Annotated in this window: 13 protein-coding genes; 8 read left to right on the forward strand and 5 right to left on the reverse strand. The window is 42.0% G+C overall.

Annotated elements, in window-relative coordinates; translation table 11 throughout:
- The first annotated feature begins 131 nt into the window (after positions 1-131).
- The 5 genes from RT138_RS00985 (at position 132) to RT138_RS01005 (ending at position 7,730) form a co-directional block, all read left to right on the forward strand.
- Positions 132-1,103: a cytochrome P460 family protein gene (locus RT138_RS00985; RefSeq protein ID WP_313189120.1), complete on the forward strand. Its 972-nt coding sequence runs from the start codon at positions 132-134 to the stop codon at positions 1,101-1,103.
- An 8-nt stretch (positions 1,104-1,111) separates the two neighbouring features.
- Positions 1,112-1,585, forward strand: a complete 474-nt coding sequence (locus tag RT138_RS00990; RefSeq protein ID WP_313189121.1) for a hypothetical protein — start codon at positions 1,112-1,114, stop codon at positions 1,583-1,585.
- A gap of 779 nt (positions 1,586-2,364) precedes the next feature.
- A complete protein-coding gene (locus RT138_RS00995; RefSeq protein ID WP_313189122.1) occupies positions 2,365-2,703 on the forward strand; it encodes a helix-turn-helix domain-containing protein in 339 nt (112 codons plus the stop codon).
- A 224-nt stretch (positions 2,704-2,927) separates the two neighbouring features.
- Positions 2,928-3,323 (forward strand): VOC family protein, encoded by a 396-nt coding sequence (locus RT138_RS01000; protein ID WP_313189123.1) that lies wholly within the window; start codon positions 2,928-2,930, stop codon positions 3,321-3,323.
- Between the two features lie 126 nt (positions 3,324-3,449).
- Positions 3,450-7,730 carry a DUF4157 domain-containing protein gene (locus RT138_RS01005; RefSeq protein ID WP_313189124.1) on the forward strand — a complete coding sequence of 1,427 codons (4,281 nt, stop codon included), beginning with the start codon at positions 3,450-3,452 and terminating at the stop codon, positions 7,728-7,730.
- 53 nt (positions 7,731-7,783) lie between these two features.
- Here RT138_RS01005 and RT138_RS01010 read toward each other — a convergent pair whose 3' ends face one another.
- The gene (locus RT138_RS01010) at positions 7,784-9,553 is read right to left on the reverse strand and encodes a RagB/SusD family nutrient uptake outer membrane protein (RefSeq protein WP_313189125.1); all 1,770 of its coding nucleotides are present in this window, start codon (positions 9,551-9,553) and stop codon (positions 7,784-7,786) included.
- 2 nt (positions 9,554-9,555) lie between these two features.
- Positions 9,556-12,786, reverse strand: coding sequence for a TonB-dependent receptor (locus RT138_RS01015; RefSeq protein WP_313189126.1), 3,231 nt, complete (start codon positions 12,784-12,786; stop codon positions 9,556-9,558).
- A 224-nt stretch (positions 12,787-13,010) separates the two neighbouring features.
- Between RT138_RS01015 and RT138_RS01020 the strand changes: the two genes are divergently transcribed.
- Positions 13,011-13,529, forward strand: a complete 519-nt coding sequence (locus RT138_RS01020) for a dihydrofolate reductase family protein (RefSeq protein ID WP_313189127.1) — start codon at positions 13,011-13,013, stop codon at positions 13,527-13,529.
- 34 nt (positions 13,530-13,563) lie between these two features.
- On the opposite strand, the gene RT138_RS01025 is transcribed toward RT138_RS01020, so the two are convergent.
- Positions 13,564-14,220 carry a hypothetical protein gene (locus RT138_RS01025; RefSeq protein ID WP_313189128.1) on the reverse strand — a complete coding sequence of 219 codons (657 nt, stop codon included), beginning with the start codon at positions 14,218-14,220 and terminating at the stop codon, positions 13,564-13,566.
- 212 nt (positions 14,221-14,432) lie between these two features.
- On the opposite strand from RT138_RS01025, the gene rraA reads away from it, so the two are divergent.
- Both rraA and RT138_RS01035 read left to right on the forward strand, forming a co-directional pair.
- Positions 14,433-14,918: a ribonuclease E activity regulator RraA gene (rraA, locus tag RT138_RS01030; protein ID WP_313189129.1), complete on the forward strand. Its 486-nt coding sequence runs from the start codon at positions 14,433-14,435 to the stop codon at positions 14,916-14,918.
- Positions 14,919-15,038: 120 nt separating this feature from the next.
- A complete protein-coding gene (locus RT138_RS01035; RefSeq protein WP_313189130.1) occupies positions 15,039-16,310 on the forward strand; it encodes a DEAD/DEAH box helicase in 1,272 nt (423 codons plus the stop codon).
- A 4-nt stretch (positions 16,311-16,314) separates the two neighbouring features.
- Here the strand turns inward: RT138_RS01035 and RT138_RS01040 are convergent, their stop codons facing one another.
- Both RT138_RS01040 and RT138_RS01045 read right to left on the reverse strand, forming a co-directional pair.
- Entirely contained in the window at positions 16,315-17,892 is a 1,578-nt protein-coding gene (locus RT138_RS01040) for an ATP-dependent DNA ligase (RefSeq protein ID WP_313189131.1), read from the reverse strand.
- Between the two features lies 1 nt (position 17,893).
- The gene (locus RT138_RS01045) at positions 17,894-18,898 is read right to left on the reverse strand and encodes a ligase-associated DNA damage response exonuclease (RefSeq protein WP_313189132.1); all 1,005 of its coding nucleotides are present in this window, start codon (positions 18,896-18,898) and stop codon (positions 17,894-17,896) included.
- Positions 18,899-18,912: the final 14 nt, after the last annotated feature.

The following is an 18,912-nucleotide window of genomic DNA, read 5'->3' on the forward strand; positions in this document are numbered from 1 at the left end:
ACCTGATTTTAATACTTTCCTTCACGGAACTGGATCCCCTTCAAGGCCAAATATTCACTTTTAACTTCCATTTTATCCCTTTCAAGCTCCTTGAAGCGGCATTGCTTCAGGTTTCAAGCTAATTTTGAGCCATGAACCATCAATCAGTTAAGATGAAAAGATCACTTTATGTCCCCCTAGTTTTATTTGCGGGAATCATTGTTCTGCAATTTTTGCCCTTTGTAAGAGCGGATTCGGTACAGTCGGTTCCAGCAAAACCACTGGCCGGAGTTCCAGAGGAAATCAATGCTATTCTAGAAAAGTCCTGTTTCGATTGTCATTCCTCCCAAAGCAATCTCAGTTGGTATGATAAAATCGTACCCTTAGATTATTTTGTCAATGGCCATATCGCAAAGGGTAGGGCAGCATTGGATTTCTCAAAGTGGGATTCCTTAGAAAACCCAGCCAGAAACAATCTCCTATATTATAGCTTGAATAAAATATTGGAGGGTGAAATGCCCCTGAAATCATATAGCTATATACATGCGGACAACAAACCCACAGAGAATGATATCGCAGTCCTAAAAAGGTATTTGACTGAGCGTACGCCTAGGAAAGCATTTGATCCCGAGCTGGTTTTAGATAGCAACGAAAACCTCAATTCCCCAAAAGCGGTGGAAAAGATAATCGTTGCAGCGAATGCCAATGGGATCGAGTATATCCCTGAATATAAAGATTGGAAGCTGATCAGTTTTTCAGATCGTTTTGATAATGCTACGATGCGGCTCATCTATGCCAATGATATCGCCGTAAAGGCCATTGAGGAGAATCGGGTTAAACCTTGGCCTGATGGAGCCATTTTTGCAAAAGCAGCATGGAAATCAAGGAGCAATGCGGACGGAACGCTATCAACCGGGGAGTTCTTTCAGGTGGAATTTATGATCAAGGATGCCCAGAAATTCAAAAGTAGCTTGGGTTGGGGCTGGGCAAGATGGCGGGGGAAAGACCTGAAACCTTATGGTGGAAAAGCAATTTTAACGACGGAATGTACAAACTGCCATAAACCACTGAAAGAAAACGATTATGTCTTTACAAAACCCTTTCTGCTAAAGAACCTTAATTAAACCCTACCATGAAAAATATCCTATACATCTTGATTTCCTTCTTGTCTGGCCTTCAAATTAGCTGTAAGGACCATGCAGATCATTTGCTGAACCGGGAAGCTTCCATAATAAGTCTTGAGAAACTGCCCGAAAACCCTTTGCTTTTGCATGCCTTAACCCTTTCAAATAATCCAAAGGACAGCTGTATGTCAGTAATTTATGCCAATGACTTAGCTTGGCAAGAAATAAAAAATTCCAATCGTCATAAATTTCCTGAAAAAGCTAGCATTTATCAAGTATCTTGGACAGTAGAAAATGACAAGGAATGGTTCGGCGCCCTAACACCCAAAAGAATAGTACAGGTCGAACAGATTGAATTCCTTAAAGATTTTAAGTATCAGTACCGGCAATATCGGGAGGAAGATCTAGATTCAAAATCGGAGTCCGGAAAGAAAAATAGGGCCGAAATAATACTTGAAAAACTCAAAAACTTAGAAGAATAATCTTTCGATAAAAAATTTCAATTCCTATCAGAATTTCTTGAACCCTTCCCAGTCTTATTCGAGACACATTCCGAATTTTCCGAATGTGTCTCGAATGAGAGTAAAACAAAATCAAAATAAAATGGCTGATCAAAAACCATTTTTTAACGAAAAATTGCAACGCTTCAAGCGTAATTCCATTTGTTAATTGAAGAATTCATCTTTTTATCATTCCCTGGACCAATCAAGTATATATTCTGAAATCAATGGTCATTTCTAAATAGCCCATCAGAAGAAAATACTGCAATAAAGTCTGAGTTTTGTTAATTGTTTAAAAAATTTAAAAAAGATATTTAAATAATATTGGAGAATTGGTCAGCATAGCTTTGGGCCGTTTTGGTGCAATGGATATGAGCAAAAATCAGCATTCGTTTTGTTTTATTTACCGCTATAATAGACATGGGCATCTGAAGGAACATTCCCTGATCTAAGAGCTGCGGGAAATAATGGTTCTTTCTGGTAAGTCTCGCATGCATCGCTTGGACATTGAAGTCAAAAATATCGATTGATACCTAGGCTCGATGGGCCAAATGGTTGGAAATTAATATACTACTAGGTAGCAGCATGCAGAAAAGATAAAGTAATTGCTGCAATGATAGCTGCGTGCAATAAGTACTTAATACATTTATTTCAATTTCTTAACGTAAAAGCCACGCAATGTGTTTAATTAAAAATTAAATTTGGCCCATTAGGATAGAGTAGCGAGGGGTTAGTACATGATAGTAATCAAATCATAATATATGAACGAAAATCCATCCAGACCAAGATTCAATGAATTGCTGCGGGTGAGAAGGTTGTTGGAAAAAATGTATGAAACGCTAGTCGATCATACCGAGATTTCCCGAACAAACAGTGAATTTTTTAAAAGTGCCCAACTTTTTAACTCCCAAACCAAAAACATTAAACCAATTCCTGATAACTCACTTATTGATGTTGATGATCTGATTAAACTGCTAAAGATAAGTAAATCAACCTATTATAGGATGAAAAATGACCATATTATTAAACCCATTAAAATCGGTGGAAGAGATTATTTTACAATTGAAGAAATCAATAGATTACTGGGAAGAAAGAGATAGGAGAATTAATGATAATTTTGTTACCAAAAGTGGCCATTTTTTTATGGTCATTAATTTAACATACAATATTATATTAAAATGAATTGAAATAGTGCCAAATTCTATGATCCTTCAATGATTTGTAAGGGTATAAAAAGAATCTTCTTCAAAATACAAATATCATCGACAGTTGTTTCCTCAATTTAATTCATTAAATTAGTTTAAGCTAACCAAAACACATCGCTATGAAACTCAACAATATCAGGTTAATGGTCAGGGACTTTGACAGTTGCTTTAGGTTTTACAAGGAGACTTTAGGTCTGGAATGTTCACATGGGGATGTGGGGGAGGTTTATGCCAGTTTTAACATTGGGATTCCTGGGGGCTTGGCGCTGTTTAAATCGGAGTTGATGAATATGGCCTTGGGTATTTCGGCGATGGAGAACAGGCGCGGGTCGAATGATCAATTTGCCTTGATCTTGGAGGTTGATGATGTTGATGCATCTTTTGAGGACTTAAAGAAGAAGGGCATTGATTTTATTACGGTTCCCATGGATATGGATGACTGGGGGATTCGGGTTGCCCATTTCCGCGACCCTGAGAGCAACCTGATCGAAATCTATACCGAGCTAAAGGGTTAAATATTTCAGAGCTTTTCATTATAGGATCTTAGGCAGTCTATCAGTTTTATAAATTGACTACTGCTAGCTATTGCTATTTCTGCATTTCCTGCGGAAATTTAAGGGATATGTCTTAACGATTCCGATATGAAAGCTGCTGAAGCAAAGTCAGTGGCAAGTCCTGCCAAATCGAGCAGCTCTTTTTTCTCTAAAGGGGCTGATTCTTCATTTTTTTGCGATAGTGCCAGCCATGCTGATTTCTTTCAGAGGAAGTCGGAGAGCTCTTCATTTTTTGTTCAGCCGAAGTTGAATGTTTCTGAGCCGAATGACCGGTATGAGAAGGAGGCTGATGCTACTGCCGATCGTGTAGTGCAGAAGATGGAAGAGAAGGAAAATGCGGGAAAGGAGAAGGATGAGCTGAAACCTTCGATTACGCCATTGGTCCAAAAGAAATGTGAGCATTGTGCACAGGAGGAAAAGCTGCAGCGCAAGGAAACAGGGAATGAAGAGGTTCAGTTGAAGGAGGAGGAAAGGGATAAAATCAAGCGGAAAGAGCAGGACCGTGATGATAAAGCGCTGCAGAAGCAGGCGCATGCCAATGAGAGCCAGATGAGCGTTGTACTGGAAGATGGGAAAAGGCGGGACATGAAACTACGGCTTCAAAATCGGCGGACCTTGAGGAACCAGTCTAGGCATCAGTTACAAAATGAGCCGCAGGGTAGTAGAGCGGTCAACTTGGAACGAAAGGCGGAACAGAAGGAGCGGGATGATGCCGTACAGCGGAAGGTAAACAGTGCGACTGCCATCAGGAATATGCCACAGAATTCGGTAGAGAATAATCTTTCGGCTTCGAAAGGTGCGGGTCGTCCATTGCCGGAGGCTATATTGAGGCAGCTGGAAAATTCCTTTGGGGTTGACTTCTCGCAGGTCCGGATCCATGATCATAGCATGGCGGTTCAAATGAGCAGGGACCTGCATGCGCTGGCCTTCACCCATGGGAATGATATTTATTTTAATACAGGAAAGTTTGATGTGAACAGTCATGCGGGCATGCATCTCTTGGCCCATGAACTGACACATACCATACAGCAGGGCGGGGCAAGACCGAAGCAGGTGCAGCAAAAGTCTGCCCATACTGCTGGCCCTAATCCAGCGCATGCGGCAATAAATCCGAGTTTGAGCAGTACCGAAAAGAAAATTGCCAAGCAGGATGAGGAGGATGGCTTTTTAATGGAGCAGGCCAAAGAGGCCCTTTGGTCCCTCCTGAGGGAGGCATCGCCTGAGGTCTACGACATATTTAGGGTACAAGGTTTTACCAATTGGGCGAAGGGGAAAGTAGCCAACTTTGTGAACAGCACCGTGAATACCTTCAGTGAACCGATTCGGTTGGGGGCTTCCATTATCAGTCTGATCAAGACCAATTTCCATCTTTTCAGGGCATGGATGGTTACGGCCATTGAGCGCTTGAAACAGGGGGACTGTTCGCCATTTGTGGAAGCGACAGAGTTTATCAACAATATTTTGGAAGGGATTGCGGATCCCGTTCTCGATAGGATCAAGACCTTCTTGGCTCCGATCAAGCGTTTTATCGACCATGTATGGAACGATATCGGCAAGCCGATCTGGGATTTTGTCTCTAGGATATTCGGCAGGATCTGGGATGGTATCAAGTGGGTTGCGGAAAGGATATGGAACCATATTCAGACGGTTATTTCGGTTTATGCGGATATATGGCATTGGTTTGCCAGGGCGATAGGTTTTGAAGGTGATGATCAGGATAGTCTCTGGGAACAGGTAAAAAGGAAGGTCCTGAGTCTATGGGAAGATGTCAAGCAGGCCTTGGAGCCCTATAAGACCCAATTGATGATTTTGGGCGGTATTATTCTGCTGTTATCTCCTGCGGGGCCATTTATTGTTGCCGGGGCTATGTTGACCGGAATCATGTATGCGGCATCAAGGATCAGGCACTATATCATACATCGGGATGCCATCATTCGAGAAAGAGGTTTTATCAATGGGGTACTGATACCGGGCCTGTTTCAGGCGATCCAAAGTTTGAGTACTTTCTTGCGCGCTAAGATCGCGATGATCAGCGGTACTTTGCGTACGGCTGTAGTTTCCTTGCAAAGCATTCCGCAGGATGTTTCTGCCTTGATGCTTACGGCTATCAATATGGCGGTGAATTGGTTGACGGAAAAGTTTGTGGAGTTGGAAGCATGGGCGAATGTACAGGCTACCCAGCTGATCGTCAATCTGCAGCTTGCCTTTGCTCGGATCAGGACGTTCTTGCAACCGATCACGAGAATATTGGCCAAGATAGGCCGTGCGATGACCAATTATATTCAATTGGGATTCTTGATCTTGGATGACCTCTTCCATAGGATCCCGAAATGTATACGGGATAAGATAATTGCATTTTTTGTAAAATACATATTTAAGCATATCCCATTGCTCCGGGAGGTTCAGGATGTGGAAGGTGCTTGGACCGCCATGCGGACCCGGTGCATGCTCATACTGAACATGATGTTTGTCCATGGAGATGTAAAGGGAGCATTATGGGAGGTATTTAATCTGTTGCTCGAGGTATTAAGGTTTCCAGCGGAGCTGGCAGTCAGGGTTTTCAATAAAGCCTTCGAAGTATTTGACAGTATCATCGAAAGGCCTAGGGTATTCTTTGTGAATATGCTGCAGACGGTCAAGCTGGGCTTTATCGGTTTCTTTGAGCGTAAATGGACCCATCTAAGGGAAGGATTTACGACTTGGCTGTTTGATGCCGTCCAAGGAAGTCCGATCTATATACCTAGGGCATTTAATTTTACGGAGATCTTCAGGATGTTGGGAAGCCTGTTCAGTGTGGGTATGGAAAAGGTCTATCGGAGCATTGAACGGAAAAGAGGGGCAGAATTGGCCGCAAGGGTAAGGCTGTGGATCAGTAGGATCGGTCGTGCTGCTGGACAGGCCTGGAGTTGGGTTGTTGCCCTGCATGAGCACAGCTTGGATGAGATCATTACGATGATCCGGGATCGTGGAGCTGAACTGCTGCAGACCTTGGTGGATTCGGTTATCGATTGGCTTGTGAGCAATATTATCACGCGGGTAAGTGCAAGGCTGGTCAGCATGTTGGATCCAACGGGTATTATGGCGGTAGTCAATTCCATCGTTACTTTTTACCGGGCAGTCGAAACTGCGATCGATAGGGCAAGGGAGATCTTGGAATTGGTAGAGGGCGTGTTGGATAATGTGGGAGAAGTAATGGCAGGAACCTTTATGAATGCCGCATTGCGTTTTGAAAATAATTTGCAGCGGGCCATACCGTTGTTCTTGGAGTTTTTGTCCAATCAGGTCAGCATGAGTCGGGTCGGAAGAAGGATTAGGGAAATGGCTACCCGAGCTGAGGAATGGATCGATGAGAAAATCGATTGGTTGGTAGACCGACTGTTGGCGGCCGGAGATTGGCTGGTAGACAGGGGTAGGGAAGCCATAGCAGCTCTGGTAGGCTGGTGGACCGCGATGAAATCCTTCAGGGCCAGGGATGGTAGGGACCATGAGCTATATTTTGATGGGGAGGAGGAGAATGCGACCTTGATGGTTGCCAGTAGAAGGGGTACCACATTTGAAAGTTTTATCCGTAATGTGCCTGTTGCCAATGATGATGACAAGCGAAGGGCACAACAGGCAGCATTACCTATAGCCCAAGAAATAGACCGGGAGAAAATGAACTTTATTCCGCGCACATTGCCTCCGGAAGAAAGACGGGCTGCCTTTTTAGCTAAAAAGGCCAGGTTGGATAGTCTGTTGAATAACCTTTCGGAACATGTCGCTATTTTGATCTCTGAGGGCGATCTGCCGGATGGTAGTTATGAAAATCCGATAGCAATCCGCTGGACCAAACGAGGTCATGTGCTTGCGATAACCGATCTGATTCCGAAAGATTCTTTATGGCGTAGTAGAGGCATGGTTCCACCTGATCCAATTGAATCTGCACCAGCTGATCGAAAGACCCGTGTGGAGCTTCCACCGACCACGAGAAGGGGCTATAGTGGCAGGAATGAAATGCCTGGCGAAGGGACTGAGTTTATTATGATTGGGGTGGACAGTGAGAACTTTGTGCGGATAGGGGATAAATTGCAAAGGAGTTCAACTTCAGGGTCGGGTGCCGAAAAAGATAGGTTCAGGAGGTTGATGACAGAGAATTATCATCTGACCTTATCGGGTTATGATTTTGACCATGTTAAGGACCTGGGCTTTGGCGGACGGGATCAGGTTGGCAATTTATGGCCATTGCAGAATGACCTGAACCGGAATTGGGGTAATTTTGTCTATAGGCAAACGGTCTCTTATCGGGATGCCGAAGGTAGGCCACAGGTTAGTACGCCAATGGATCTAAGGAATAAATGGTTTGTTGTCAATGAAATTGGGGACATATAAAAAAAGTGGCTGCTAGATCTAGCAGCCACTGGAAAACGATCATTCATTTTATTTTACCAACCTGGGTTCTGTACCAGGTTTTCATTTTTTACGATGGCTGTAGCCGGGATCGGGTACAGGTATTGTTTGTTGTTAGGGTCCCAAGTACGGGGCTGTGCCTTGAACCATTCTAAGTGTTTATCAGCAGTGAGGGTTTGGAAGTTGGTCGCCTTTCCACCGATTGCAACTTTAGCAACGCCTGAAGGCACCGTTATAGATGGTCCAGATTGGCTGCCATCGTAGAATACGACATCCATCTTGCCATCATGGTCTAAATCCATTAAAGTGTTCAATGCTGGTACATAGATACCGGTCCAAGGTAGGTTTGCCATCAGTTCGCCTAATTTCCAACGCTTCAAATCATTAAATCTGAAACCTTCTAAAGCGAGTTCTACCTGTCTTTCACGACGTACCTCCAACAGAATAGGATCGGAGATCTTAGGGAAGAATGTCTTTTGAAGGAAAGGGTCTACCTTTGTAGGTAGGGCATTTGTACCTCCAGTAACACCTGCGCGAGCGCGAAGTGCTCCAATGGTCTTTTGCCAATCTGAAGCCGATAATTGCTTTAATTCAGCTTTAGCCTCTGCATAATTCAATAAAATCTCTGCAAAACGCATCAACGGAACAGCATTGGTATTGTAGCCACCATTATCATAGAAGCTATCATCCAAAGTATATTTGATAGGCTGATAACCCGTATAGGTAAAGCTGCTGAAGTTCGGAGGAGCCGGAGCATCATTGCGCTTGTAACCTGGTGTACGGATCAACTGCGAAAGGCGATTATCCCTGTTTTGTGTTTCTTCAAAGAACTCTTCGGTTTTGTAGTTAGCACGATCAGTATATGGAGTTCCATCAATATTCAATATGCTATTCACAAATTCCCTGGACAAGCTCAATCTTGGACCGTAGGTTGCGGAAGTCCACCACCAATTGGCATCATTTAAGATGGCCAATTCCTTGCTGAATGCTACCGCTAGCATAACCTCAGAGGTAACCGGCGTATTGCTGATAAACAGTTGTCTTTGTGATAATTTAACACCTTGGGCAGTATTCAGGGAATAAGGACCTTTTGACATCAGGATATCGCCGGCATCAACCACCATTTTGAAGAAATCATCTGGTTTAGTTGGCAGATCAAGTGAATGGTATTTACGGAAGGTCCCTTCGAATAGTGCCACTCTGGTTTTTAGGCCAAGGGCTGTCCATTTGTTGATTACCGTACCGTCGCCTGCAGTTTCAGTGATATTTTGGTATGCATAGTCAAGGTCTTCCAAGATGTGCTTTACCACCAGCTCGCGAGAGTCCTGCTTAGCAAAAAGAACTTCTCTTTCATCTTGTGAAATGGGATGGTCTATCCATGGCACATCTCCAAATCGTACAACCATATTATAATAGAACCATGCCCTGAAGAATCGAGCCAGTCCGGTATAATTATTACGGATCGTTTCATTGACCTCCTCACGGTTGTTCTTCACTATCATTTGGTTGATGTTCCTTAAGGTAGACCAAGACCAGCCCGAACTGACTTCAGGAGAATAGGCTCCCTTGACCATAAAGTCATTGAGACTATTGACCACCGAATAATCGGTCATGGCATCGCCCTTATAGGCATCTGAACCGGAGGTAATATTGTTATAGAATGAAATACTGTAGGTTTTCAATCCGTTTTCGGTTCCAAAGATATCATCTTCGGTAGCCGTTGCTTGAGGCATTTCGGATAGTTCACAAGAACTGAACAGCAATGCGATAGCGGGTAGATATAATAAATTTCTTAATGTTTTCATGATTATAATCCGATAGATAGGTTAAAACTATAGCTCTTCATAACCGGGTAATTGAAACCATCACCATGTCCTGTTGAGATATCAGGATCTGAAGGTCTTAAGTTGCCGACATCTAGATCTTTTGTCCTTTTGTAGAATGGAGACCAAGTAAATAGGTTTTCACCAGATAATCCAATCCTTAGGCTCTGAACTTTAAGTTTTGAGGTGATTGAACTAGGGAAATTATATCCTATCTGCAGGTTTTTCATACGGATGTAAGAGATTTCCTGTAGGAATCTTGTTTGTGGATTGACCTTGATGGATTCATTATATCCTGCATAACGTGGGAAATATCCATTTGGATTGTCCTCAGTCCAATAATTATCGACATGCCAAGATGGAAGGTTGTTGTAAGGTCTATTATATTGTCCCCAGAAGATTGATTCGTTTCCAGGATACCACTGTTGCTTGCCCACACCTTGGAAAAAGGATGATATGTAGACGTTTTTCCAATCCAAGTTGAGGTTGAAGCTATAGATGTAACGTGGTTCTTTGTTACCAATGATTCTTTTGTCACCATGGTCATTCAAGGTATTTGTTCCATAGTCAATGACACCATTGCCATCTAAATCAGCAAAGCGTACATCACCCGGATAGATCTTACCTGAATTGGATGATTTAATCAAGGATTGGGTAGCAGCAGCATCGATTTCTGCTTGGTTCTGGAATAGGCCTTGGGTTTCATAGCCCCATATTTCTCCTAGGGTCTGACCGATATAATAATCAGAAAGGTTTCCGGTTTCATTGTTGTAGCGATCAATGGTTGACACGTAATCAGCCAAAGTTCCTTTTACCGACCAGTTAAATGGACTTCCTGAAGCTTCAAAGCTATCTCTATATCCTAGTGAAAGTTCAAAACCTTGGGTGGTCATGTCGGCATAGTTTCCTTTAGGGGATGCTGCACCGAATACATCTGGCAATGTCATACCTACGGTATACATATTCAATGTTTTACGTTGGTAGAAATCAGCTGTAAAAGTCAATTTATTATTGATGGCAGAAAGGTCCAAACCTATATTGGCCGTTCTTGCAGTTTCCCAGGTTAGGTTGTTTGGAATAACCACTGGAACCCCTGTGTATGGGTTTTTAACCCCGCCAATCACCCGGTTGGAGATACTGATGGAATACTGATCCATAAAAGCATAGGGGTCAATATTACCATTTCCAAGTGATCCATAGGAGCCTCTTAATTTTAAATCGGAGATAACGCTCTTGTCTACTTCAAAGAAAGGTTCTTCCGAGATTCTCCATCCAACGGATGCAGAAGGGAAAAATGCCCACTGCTCATTGATAGGGAATTTGGAAGATCCATCGTAACGGCCATTGAATTCAAATAGGTATCGATCTTTATAGATATAATTAGCACGCATAAAGACGCCTACGTTTCTGTATTTGTTGTAACCAGCAGTTGCGGTGGTATTTTGACCTAAAGCTAGGTTGATATTGTCAACATCTTCGGTCAGAAGCCCTGTCTTTGTGATATAATCTGATTCGTAAACGCGTTGTTCATAGTTATAACCCAATAAACCTTTGAAATAATGGTCGCCAATGGTTTTTTCGTACTCACCGTATAAGTTTCCAAATAGGTATTTCCATTGTTGGTCGACCAAATAGATATTGTTGTTCATGGAGGTTTCCAGTTTCAACATCTTTTCTTCAGCAACACTGTAGGGAACTGGCACGCGGACGCGAGTAGAATTGAAATCACGGTTCCTGAAGGTGAAATCACCTTTAATTCTCAAGGAGTTATCCAAGAATTTAGTTTCGAATGCCGTGGTATTGCGAAGGTCAGCGTTTTTAGTGGCTGTACCATTCTTACCGTAAATGAAATCACCGACAGTATAGGCAGCCGAGAAACTGAAGGAGCCATCTGGATTAAAAATTGGAGAGGAAGGGTGACCTTCATCAGCTATGTTTCTCCAGATATTTCCACCTTCACCAGCAGTCGAAGGATCCCAATATTTAGCATAGGAGTAGTCGATGTTATTGGTAATCCTTAACCAATCATTGACTTGCATTCCTGCTTTAGCTCTAGTGTTATACGTGTTATAGTTGTCGGTATTGAAATTATACATACCGTTGTAGTCATAAGTCCTGCCAGATAGATAGTAATCGAATCTACCGGAATTTCCTGAAATGGAAAGGTTATGGTCTTGAACAAAGGTATTGTCCTTGATCAGGGTACCATAATAGTCCTCATTGCCATAATAAACGTAGTTTCCTTTATCATCTACTGTAACTTCTTCAGTAATGCCCTGTTCTTTTCGGCGTTTGAACTCTTCTAACCATTCTATAGTAAAGATCTGGGTCTTATTCAGTTTACTTGGGATTGATGAATAGTTGTTCCATGCATTATAGGCTGTAAAGAAGTGGGAAGCATAGGTATATCCATCGGTAATGAAGTCAGGTCTAGCGATGGGTTTTTGGAAAGAGGCATTTCCGGAGTAGGTAATGCTTGTACGGTCTGCCTTAGCTCTTTTGGTTGTGATCAATACCACACCGAAGGTACCTCGTGAACCATAAATAGCCGAAGATGAAGCATCCTTTAATACCGATACGGATTCGATATCATTGGGATTCAGTGAGGAAGGATCGCCTTCAACACCATCGATTAAGATCAATGCACTTCCGCCTTGGCCGATGGAAGTGGTACCACGGATGTTGAAACTAGGATTACGGGTTGGTTTACCGTCAGCAGGAACAATGTTTAAGTTTGGAACAGCACCTTGCAGCATTTGGCTGGCATTTGCCAATACCCTGCCTTCGAAAACCTCAGGACCTACTTGGTCTACAGCTCCGGTAAGGTTGGCTTTCTTTTGTGTTCCATAACCTACTACGATCACTTCTTCCAGATTGGTGTCGTCAGGAGTTAGGGTAATCTGCACATTACTTGATGTTACCGTCACGTTTTGTGCTTCAAAACCTAGATAACTGATTCGCAACTGCTGTCCTTGACTGGCTTCGATTTCGAATTCACCATTTTCATTGGTACTGGTAGACTTCTGGGTGGTCAGGTTAGTAATTGTTACTGGGGATAAAGGATTCCCATCTTTATCCTTTACGACACCTCGGATAGTCGATTGTCGTAGTTCTGAACCAATAGCTTTGAATGGCTCAGCAAGTCTCAAGTCCACATTTGCCCAACTGGGATAAGAAAGGCAAAGGGCGAGACTAACAATTAATGTTTTTCTCATAGTGATTAAAACGGTTTAGTGTTTTGGCAAAAATGTAGTTTTAAGATTGATTCAATGTTAAGCTAATATTATATTAACTTAAAAATCTTAAATAAGTTTGATGATAGATAGATTGTTATTAGCAATGTTGAAATGTTTTTAAAGATTTATTAAGATAAAATTTGAAATTTATACGGGAATATTCTTGGGAAATACCGTTACTTTTAGTCCATAACCTTGATGATATGAGAAAATTATCTCTCTTTATAGCTTGCAGTTTAGATGGTTTTATCGCTAAGCCAAATGATGATCTCAGTTTTTTGAATTTAGTGGAAAAACAGGGCGAAGACTATGGATACGCTGATTTTACCACATGTATCGATACGATTATCATCGGTAGAAAGACATTTGATTTTGTTGAGCGAACCATTGGTGCTCAACATTATGATCATGCTGAACGTCAAGTTTATGTGATTACTAGTTCCAATAGACCAGCGCAGGGAAATATCAAATTTTTTAAGGGGAATGTAGTTTCCTTAGTAAAGGATTTGAAAGCTGCTGATGGCAAAGGTATTTATTGTGATGGAGGGGCAGAGCTGATCAATGAGCTATTAAAAAATGAATTGATCGATGAAATGATCATATCTATAGTTCCAATTTTGTTGGGAGAGGGGGTAAGACTATTTAAGGAACATAAAACTGAACAAAGCCTGGAGTTACATTCGGTGAAATCATTTGAAACTGGTTTGGTACAGCTTCATTAACGACGAAAGGAAAGTGCAAATTAGGATTGAATAATCAAAAGAATTCAATTAGTCTTTGATTGATTATGTCATACTCATAAAGTTTTCTGTTTTCATTATCGACATACAGCCATTCTAGAATATTCTGTTTATTATCGTTGTCTGTTCCTAGCCCAATAACCATATATGGTCGGCCTTCAAAAGTTATTTCATCGATTTGATAAATCATCTTGGCTTGATCCTTTTCCTTTAGGATTTCTTTGATAAGAGGTTGGTTGCTATAAGCGAGATAGTATTCCAGGTATGCAGATAAATATGCAAGGAAGGCATCTGTTAATTGTAGATCAGGGGACTTGACATATTGTAGTAGGTTTGGATAAGTCCTTCGAAATGCATGAACCTTTCCATCCTTTAATTTTGTATAATCCAAGAGGACTTGATTGATTTCCATCAAATCTCCATCGATATTTTTTATTTCCTCCACTTTCCATAGCACTTCAATGATATCACCACGCAGTAAATCCTTGCTAGGTTCTTTTTTAGCCATGAAGACCAATTGCCATGATTTTTTTCCTTCTTGTACAAAGAACAGAGCTATGTCTCCATCATCATTATACTCCTTAAAGATCAGGGTATCTTTAACCTGTGCTTGAATTGCATTTATTTGTATGAATAAGAGTGCGATAAAGAGAAGTAAATGTCTAGCTATCATGATTTATCAATTTGAAATTGAAGGAATTTAATTTATATCATTCAAAATTTACGAATAAAGCTTTAAGAATTTAGCATCCCCTTTCATTATTAACTGAAAGTAAAAATAATGAAACATGTAAATATTCTTTTGAGTTAAGCTGCCCAATTGCTTTTCTGAAAGCTATCTTTGCGCCATATTTATAAAAATAGCTGTAATTAATATTAGAAAATATGAAGATGATTTTAACTGCCGATCTATGTGATTCGTATATGCCAAACCTTCAGGTTGTAAAGCCCATTGGATTTAAGAATTATGGGAAGAAGAAGAGTTTTCATGGGCAGATTGTAACTGTAAAAGTTTTTGAAGCCAATGAATTGATTCGTGCGATATTGGAGGAAGATGGCAATGGAAAGGTGTTGGTAGTAGATGGCGCTGGTTCAGATCGTAGGGCATTGGTGGGTGGAAATATTGCTGCTATGGCACAGGAGAATGGTTGGTCAGGCGTATTGATTAATGGCGCGATCCGTGACGTTTTGGAAATTGCTGAAGTGGATATGGCGGTTCTTGCCTTGTTCAGCAATCCGCACCGTAGCGCCAAAGAGGTGCAAGGTGAACGAGACCTTACCCTTCATTTTGCCGATGCGGATTTTATCCCTGGCCATTTTATCTATGCTGATGAGGATGGAATTGTACTTTCAGAAAAGGAACTTTCATAATATTTTACTCCAAAAAGAATCATAATTAAGTATCCTTGGCTGTAAATGATGCGCTAATACGGCTAGACTGTATTAATTTAACTAACTTTGTAGCTTTACATTCATTTTAAATATTCAGCAGTGTCTTTAGATAAATTAAAACTTAGCAAGCGTCTCCATGCATCGATGAACGAATTGGGTTATTTTACAGCCAAGGAATTCCAATTAAATGCTCTTTCACGTATCGTCGGTGGACATAGCATCCTCGGCATTGCTCCAGAAGGTGCCGGAAAAACCACGACTTATGTCCTTGGGGTATTGATGCGGTTGAAATATACCGACGATGAAGCCCCTAAAGTTTTAGTCTTAGCACCAAATGAAGAAAGAATCACTGAAATCGTAGACCGTTTCTATGCCGTAAGCCGTAATAAGAATTTACATATTATGGGACTTAAGACCAGCGGTGGGATGGAAGAGGAGATCGAAGACCTGGTCCGCGGCGTGGATATCGTTGTGGCTACACCGGCCCGTGCGCGTGCAGTCTATTTGAAACTGGGCCTTAACCTAAACCGTATCGAAACCTTTGTGATCGATGATGCGGAAGAAATCGTAAAGCAAGGGATGCAAACCAACGTTCGCGAATTGGCGCAAAGTTGCGGCAAAGTGCAATACCTATGCTTCAGTACGGTTGAACATGAAAAGCTGCATCTGATGATTGACGGTTTTATGCCTTATGCAACCCTTGTAGAAGTGGATGAGCTTGGCGAAAACAGTCATGACACCCATGAACTGATGCTTTATCAGGTGCCTAACTTCAGTACCAAGATCAACCTGCTGAATGATCTCATGGCTGATGATGAAGTTTTCGATAAAGTGGTTGTCTTTGTAAATACCAAACATACTGCTCATAACCTATTGGATAGGCTACATGTAAAAAAGGCTGTTGCTGCTATCTATAGACCTATGTTCCATGATGACTATGGCTTTGATGACATCAATATCTTTAAACAGAAGCCCGAATGCCGTATCCTGATTGTAGCCAATGAAGGCCTTGAGGATATTGACTTAAGCGCTGTACCTTTTATCTTCCATTTTGAAATTCCAGAGAACAGGGAAGAATTTATCAAGCATGTACTGAAGACTGAAGATGAGGTTATCGCCATCAGCTTTGCTACCGACATTGAGCTTCCTGAGGTTAAGAAAATCGAACAGAGTATTGGCAAAAAGATCCCGGTGATGCCACTTCCAGAGGATCTAACGATCTATAAACCATCTGAGGTATCTAAAGAAAAAGCTGTGGAGGATGAAAGTAGAGGGGGAGCCTTCCATAAAAAGAAGGAAAGCAATAGCAAGACCTACAATTATGGAAGTGGAGTGAAAGCTAAGATGACCATAAAGAATAAAAAGAGGTAAGCACCTAGATCAGCTTTTTGATTTCCTCGATATCATCTATTTCTGAAGGGAGTTTATCTTTTCGCCAGCGAACAATTCTGGGGAATCTGAGGGCGACTCCCGACTTATGTCTGTTACTGGCAGCAATGCCTTCGAAGGCTATCTCGAAAACCAATTCAGGTTTTACGGTACGAACAGGTCCAAATTTCTCTATAGAGTTTTCACGAACGAACTTGCTGACCTCGGCAATTTCTGTATTACTGAGTCCTGAATAGGCCTTGGCAATGGTTACCAGTTTATCGCCATCTTTCACGGCAAAGGTATAATCTGTGTAGTGCCCACTTCGGCGGCCGCTACCACGTTGCGCATAGATCAGGACAGCGTCTATGCTCATCGGATCCACCTTCCATTTCCACCAAAAACCTTTCTTTCTGCCAACCTGATAGGCCGAATCTTTAGCCTTTAACATTAAGCCTTCTGCATTTATATTTCCCGAGGATTCCCGAACCTTATTGAGGGAATTCCAATCGCTGAAATCCAATATTTCCGATAATAAGTAATTTTCTGAATTCAATTTACCCAGTAGGTCTTCTAATATTTTCCTTCTTTCCTTCAGAGCTATGTTTCGAAGATCCTGGCGGTTCAGTTCCAAGATGTCAAAGGCAATAAATTTTATAGGGACCTCTTGCATCATTTTCTTGGAGATGTTCTTTCGGTTCAGCCTTCGCTGTAATTGATTGAAGGTCATGACTCCATTTTCATCATAAGGAACGATCTCTCCATCGATGACAAAATCAAAATCCACCTCTTTTAGATCTTCCAATAGTTCGGGGAATTGCTCATTTACCAGCTCCTCACCACGCGACCAAATAAAGGTTTCGCCTTCCCGTCGGATGACCTGTCCGCGGATTCCATCCCATTTATATTCCACTTGCCAATCTTGCTCCTTGCCCAGACTTTCAAGATCCTGAACCAAAGGATTTGCAAGGCTAAAGGGATAGGGAACGGATAGGTTGATGTTGATATGTTCCCCCTTGATAAATTTTTCAAAGGTGAACAATTCAGGATCCCAATCCGACATAAGGCTATGGGCAACCAGGTTTGCATCCAAATCATAATACTTGGCAAAAGCATTAATGAGCGTTTTAGAAGATACACCGATCCTAAAACTACTGCCCATAAGTTTATTGAACACAAAGCGTTCGGTCTGTCCCAGGCTTTCCCATGAAGTGAGGATATAAGATTTGATTACATCATCGGGTTGTCCCTGAAGAGCCATGATTTCCTGTATCCATTGGTCCAAACTTTTTTCGACGGTATGTTTGGCGGGCGGTATGATCAAGGCGATGGTCTCCGCCAAATCACCTACAGCGGTATATGATTCCAGAAACAGCCATTCAGGAATCCCACTGTATTCAAAGGCCAATTGACGCATGATATTGGTCTTGACAGAACGTCGTGGCCTTTTTCCCGTAAAGAGACGGATGAACCAATACTTATCCAATTCGGAAGATTCAGCGAGGAACTGTTCAATAGCTAGGATCTTGCTATTGGTCTTATTGCTGCTGTCCAGCGCATTTATCAGTCTTGCCAGTACCTGCATCTTATTCCTTGATTAGCTGTTCATCAGTTTCTTCTTCGCTGCCAAAAGCAGTTGTTATTTCCTCAGCTTCAACACCTATTTCATTGAGGTACCTCGAAAATTCTGCTTTAAAACCGTGCGTAACATATACTTTTTCTGCAGCTGTTTCACGCACCGCAGTCAATAGGCCTGGCCAATCTGCATGGTCACTGATGGCAAATCCCGCATCAGCACTGCGCCATCGCCGGGCACCGCGAACCTGCATCCATCCAGAACAGATTGCCGTTTGTGCATTGGGAATATTCTTCAAGATATTGGAACCAAATAGGGAAGGCGGTACAATGATAATTTCGCCTTTCATGTCCTTTGGGCGATCATTGAAATCAATAGTTTTAAAGGCAGGTAAGGAAATGCCACTTTCGGTAAAAGCTGCATTGATCCTGGAAATGGCATAATGCACATATAGGTCATCACAACCTTCCAACGCTTTCATGATACGTTGAGCCTTTCCTAAGGCATAGCCGATGATTATCGAATTATTTCCATTTCGTTTATTATTGGCTACCCATTCCCCAAGATTTTGGTTGACCTCGTCAACCGGTAGCCAATTGTAGATGGGCAGACCAAAGGTGCTTTCAGAAATGAACTCATGGCAACGGACCGGTTCAAAAGGGGTGGAGAGGCCATCATCTTGGATTTTATAGTCCCCGGAGACAACCGTCACTTTCCCCTGAAATTCCAATCGAACCTGTGCCGAACCAATTAAATGCCCTGCAGGGTGCAGAGAAACCTTTACCGAATTGATTTCGATAGCTTGGTTGTAATCCAGGGTCTGTACCTTAATATCCTGCCCTAACCGCAGTTTCAGTATCGGAGCCGTCAGTTCATGGCATAGATACCGCTTCATACCTATCCGGGCATGGTCTGCGTGTGCATGCGTAATAATGGCATAATCCACCGGCAACCAAGGATCAATATAGAAGTTTCCTTGAGCACAATATATCCCTTCTCTCCGAAATTCCAACATAGGCTCAAGGCTTT

This window comes from Sphingobacterium sp., from assembly GCF_032065005.1.
Classification (GTDB): domain Bacteria; phylum Bacteroidota; class Bacteroidia; order Sphingobacteriales; family Sphingobacteriaceae; genus Sphingobacterium.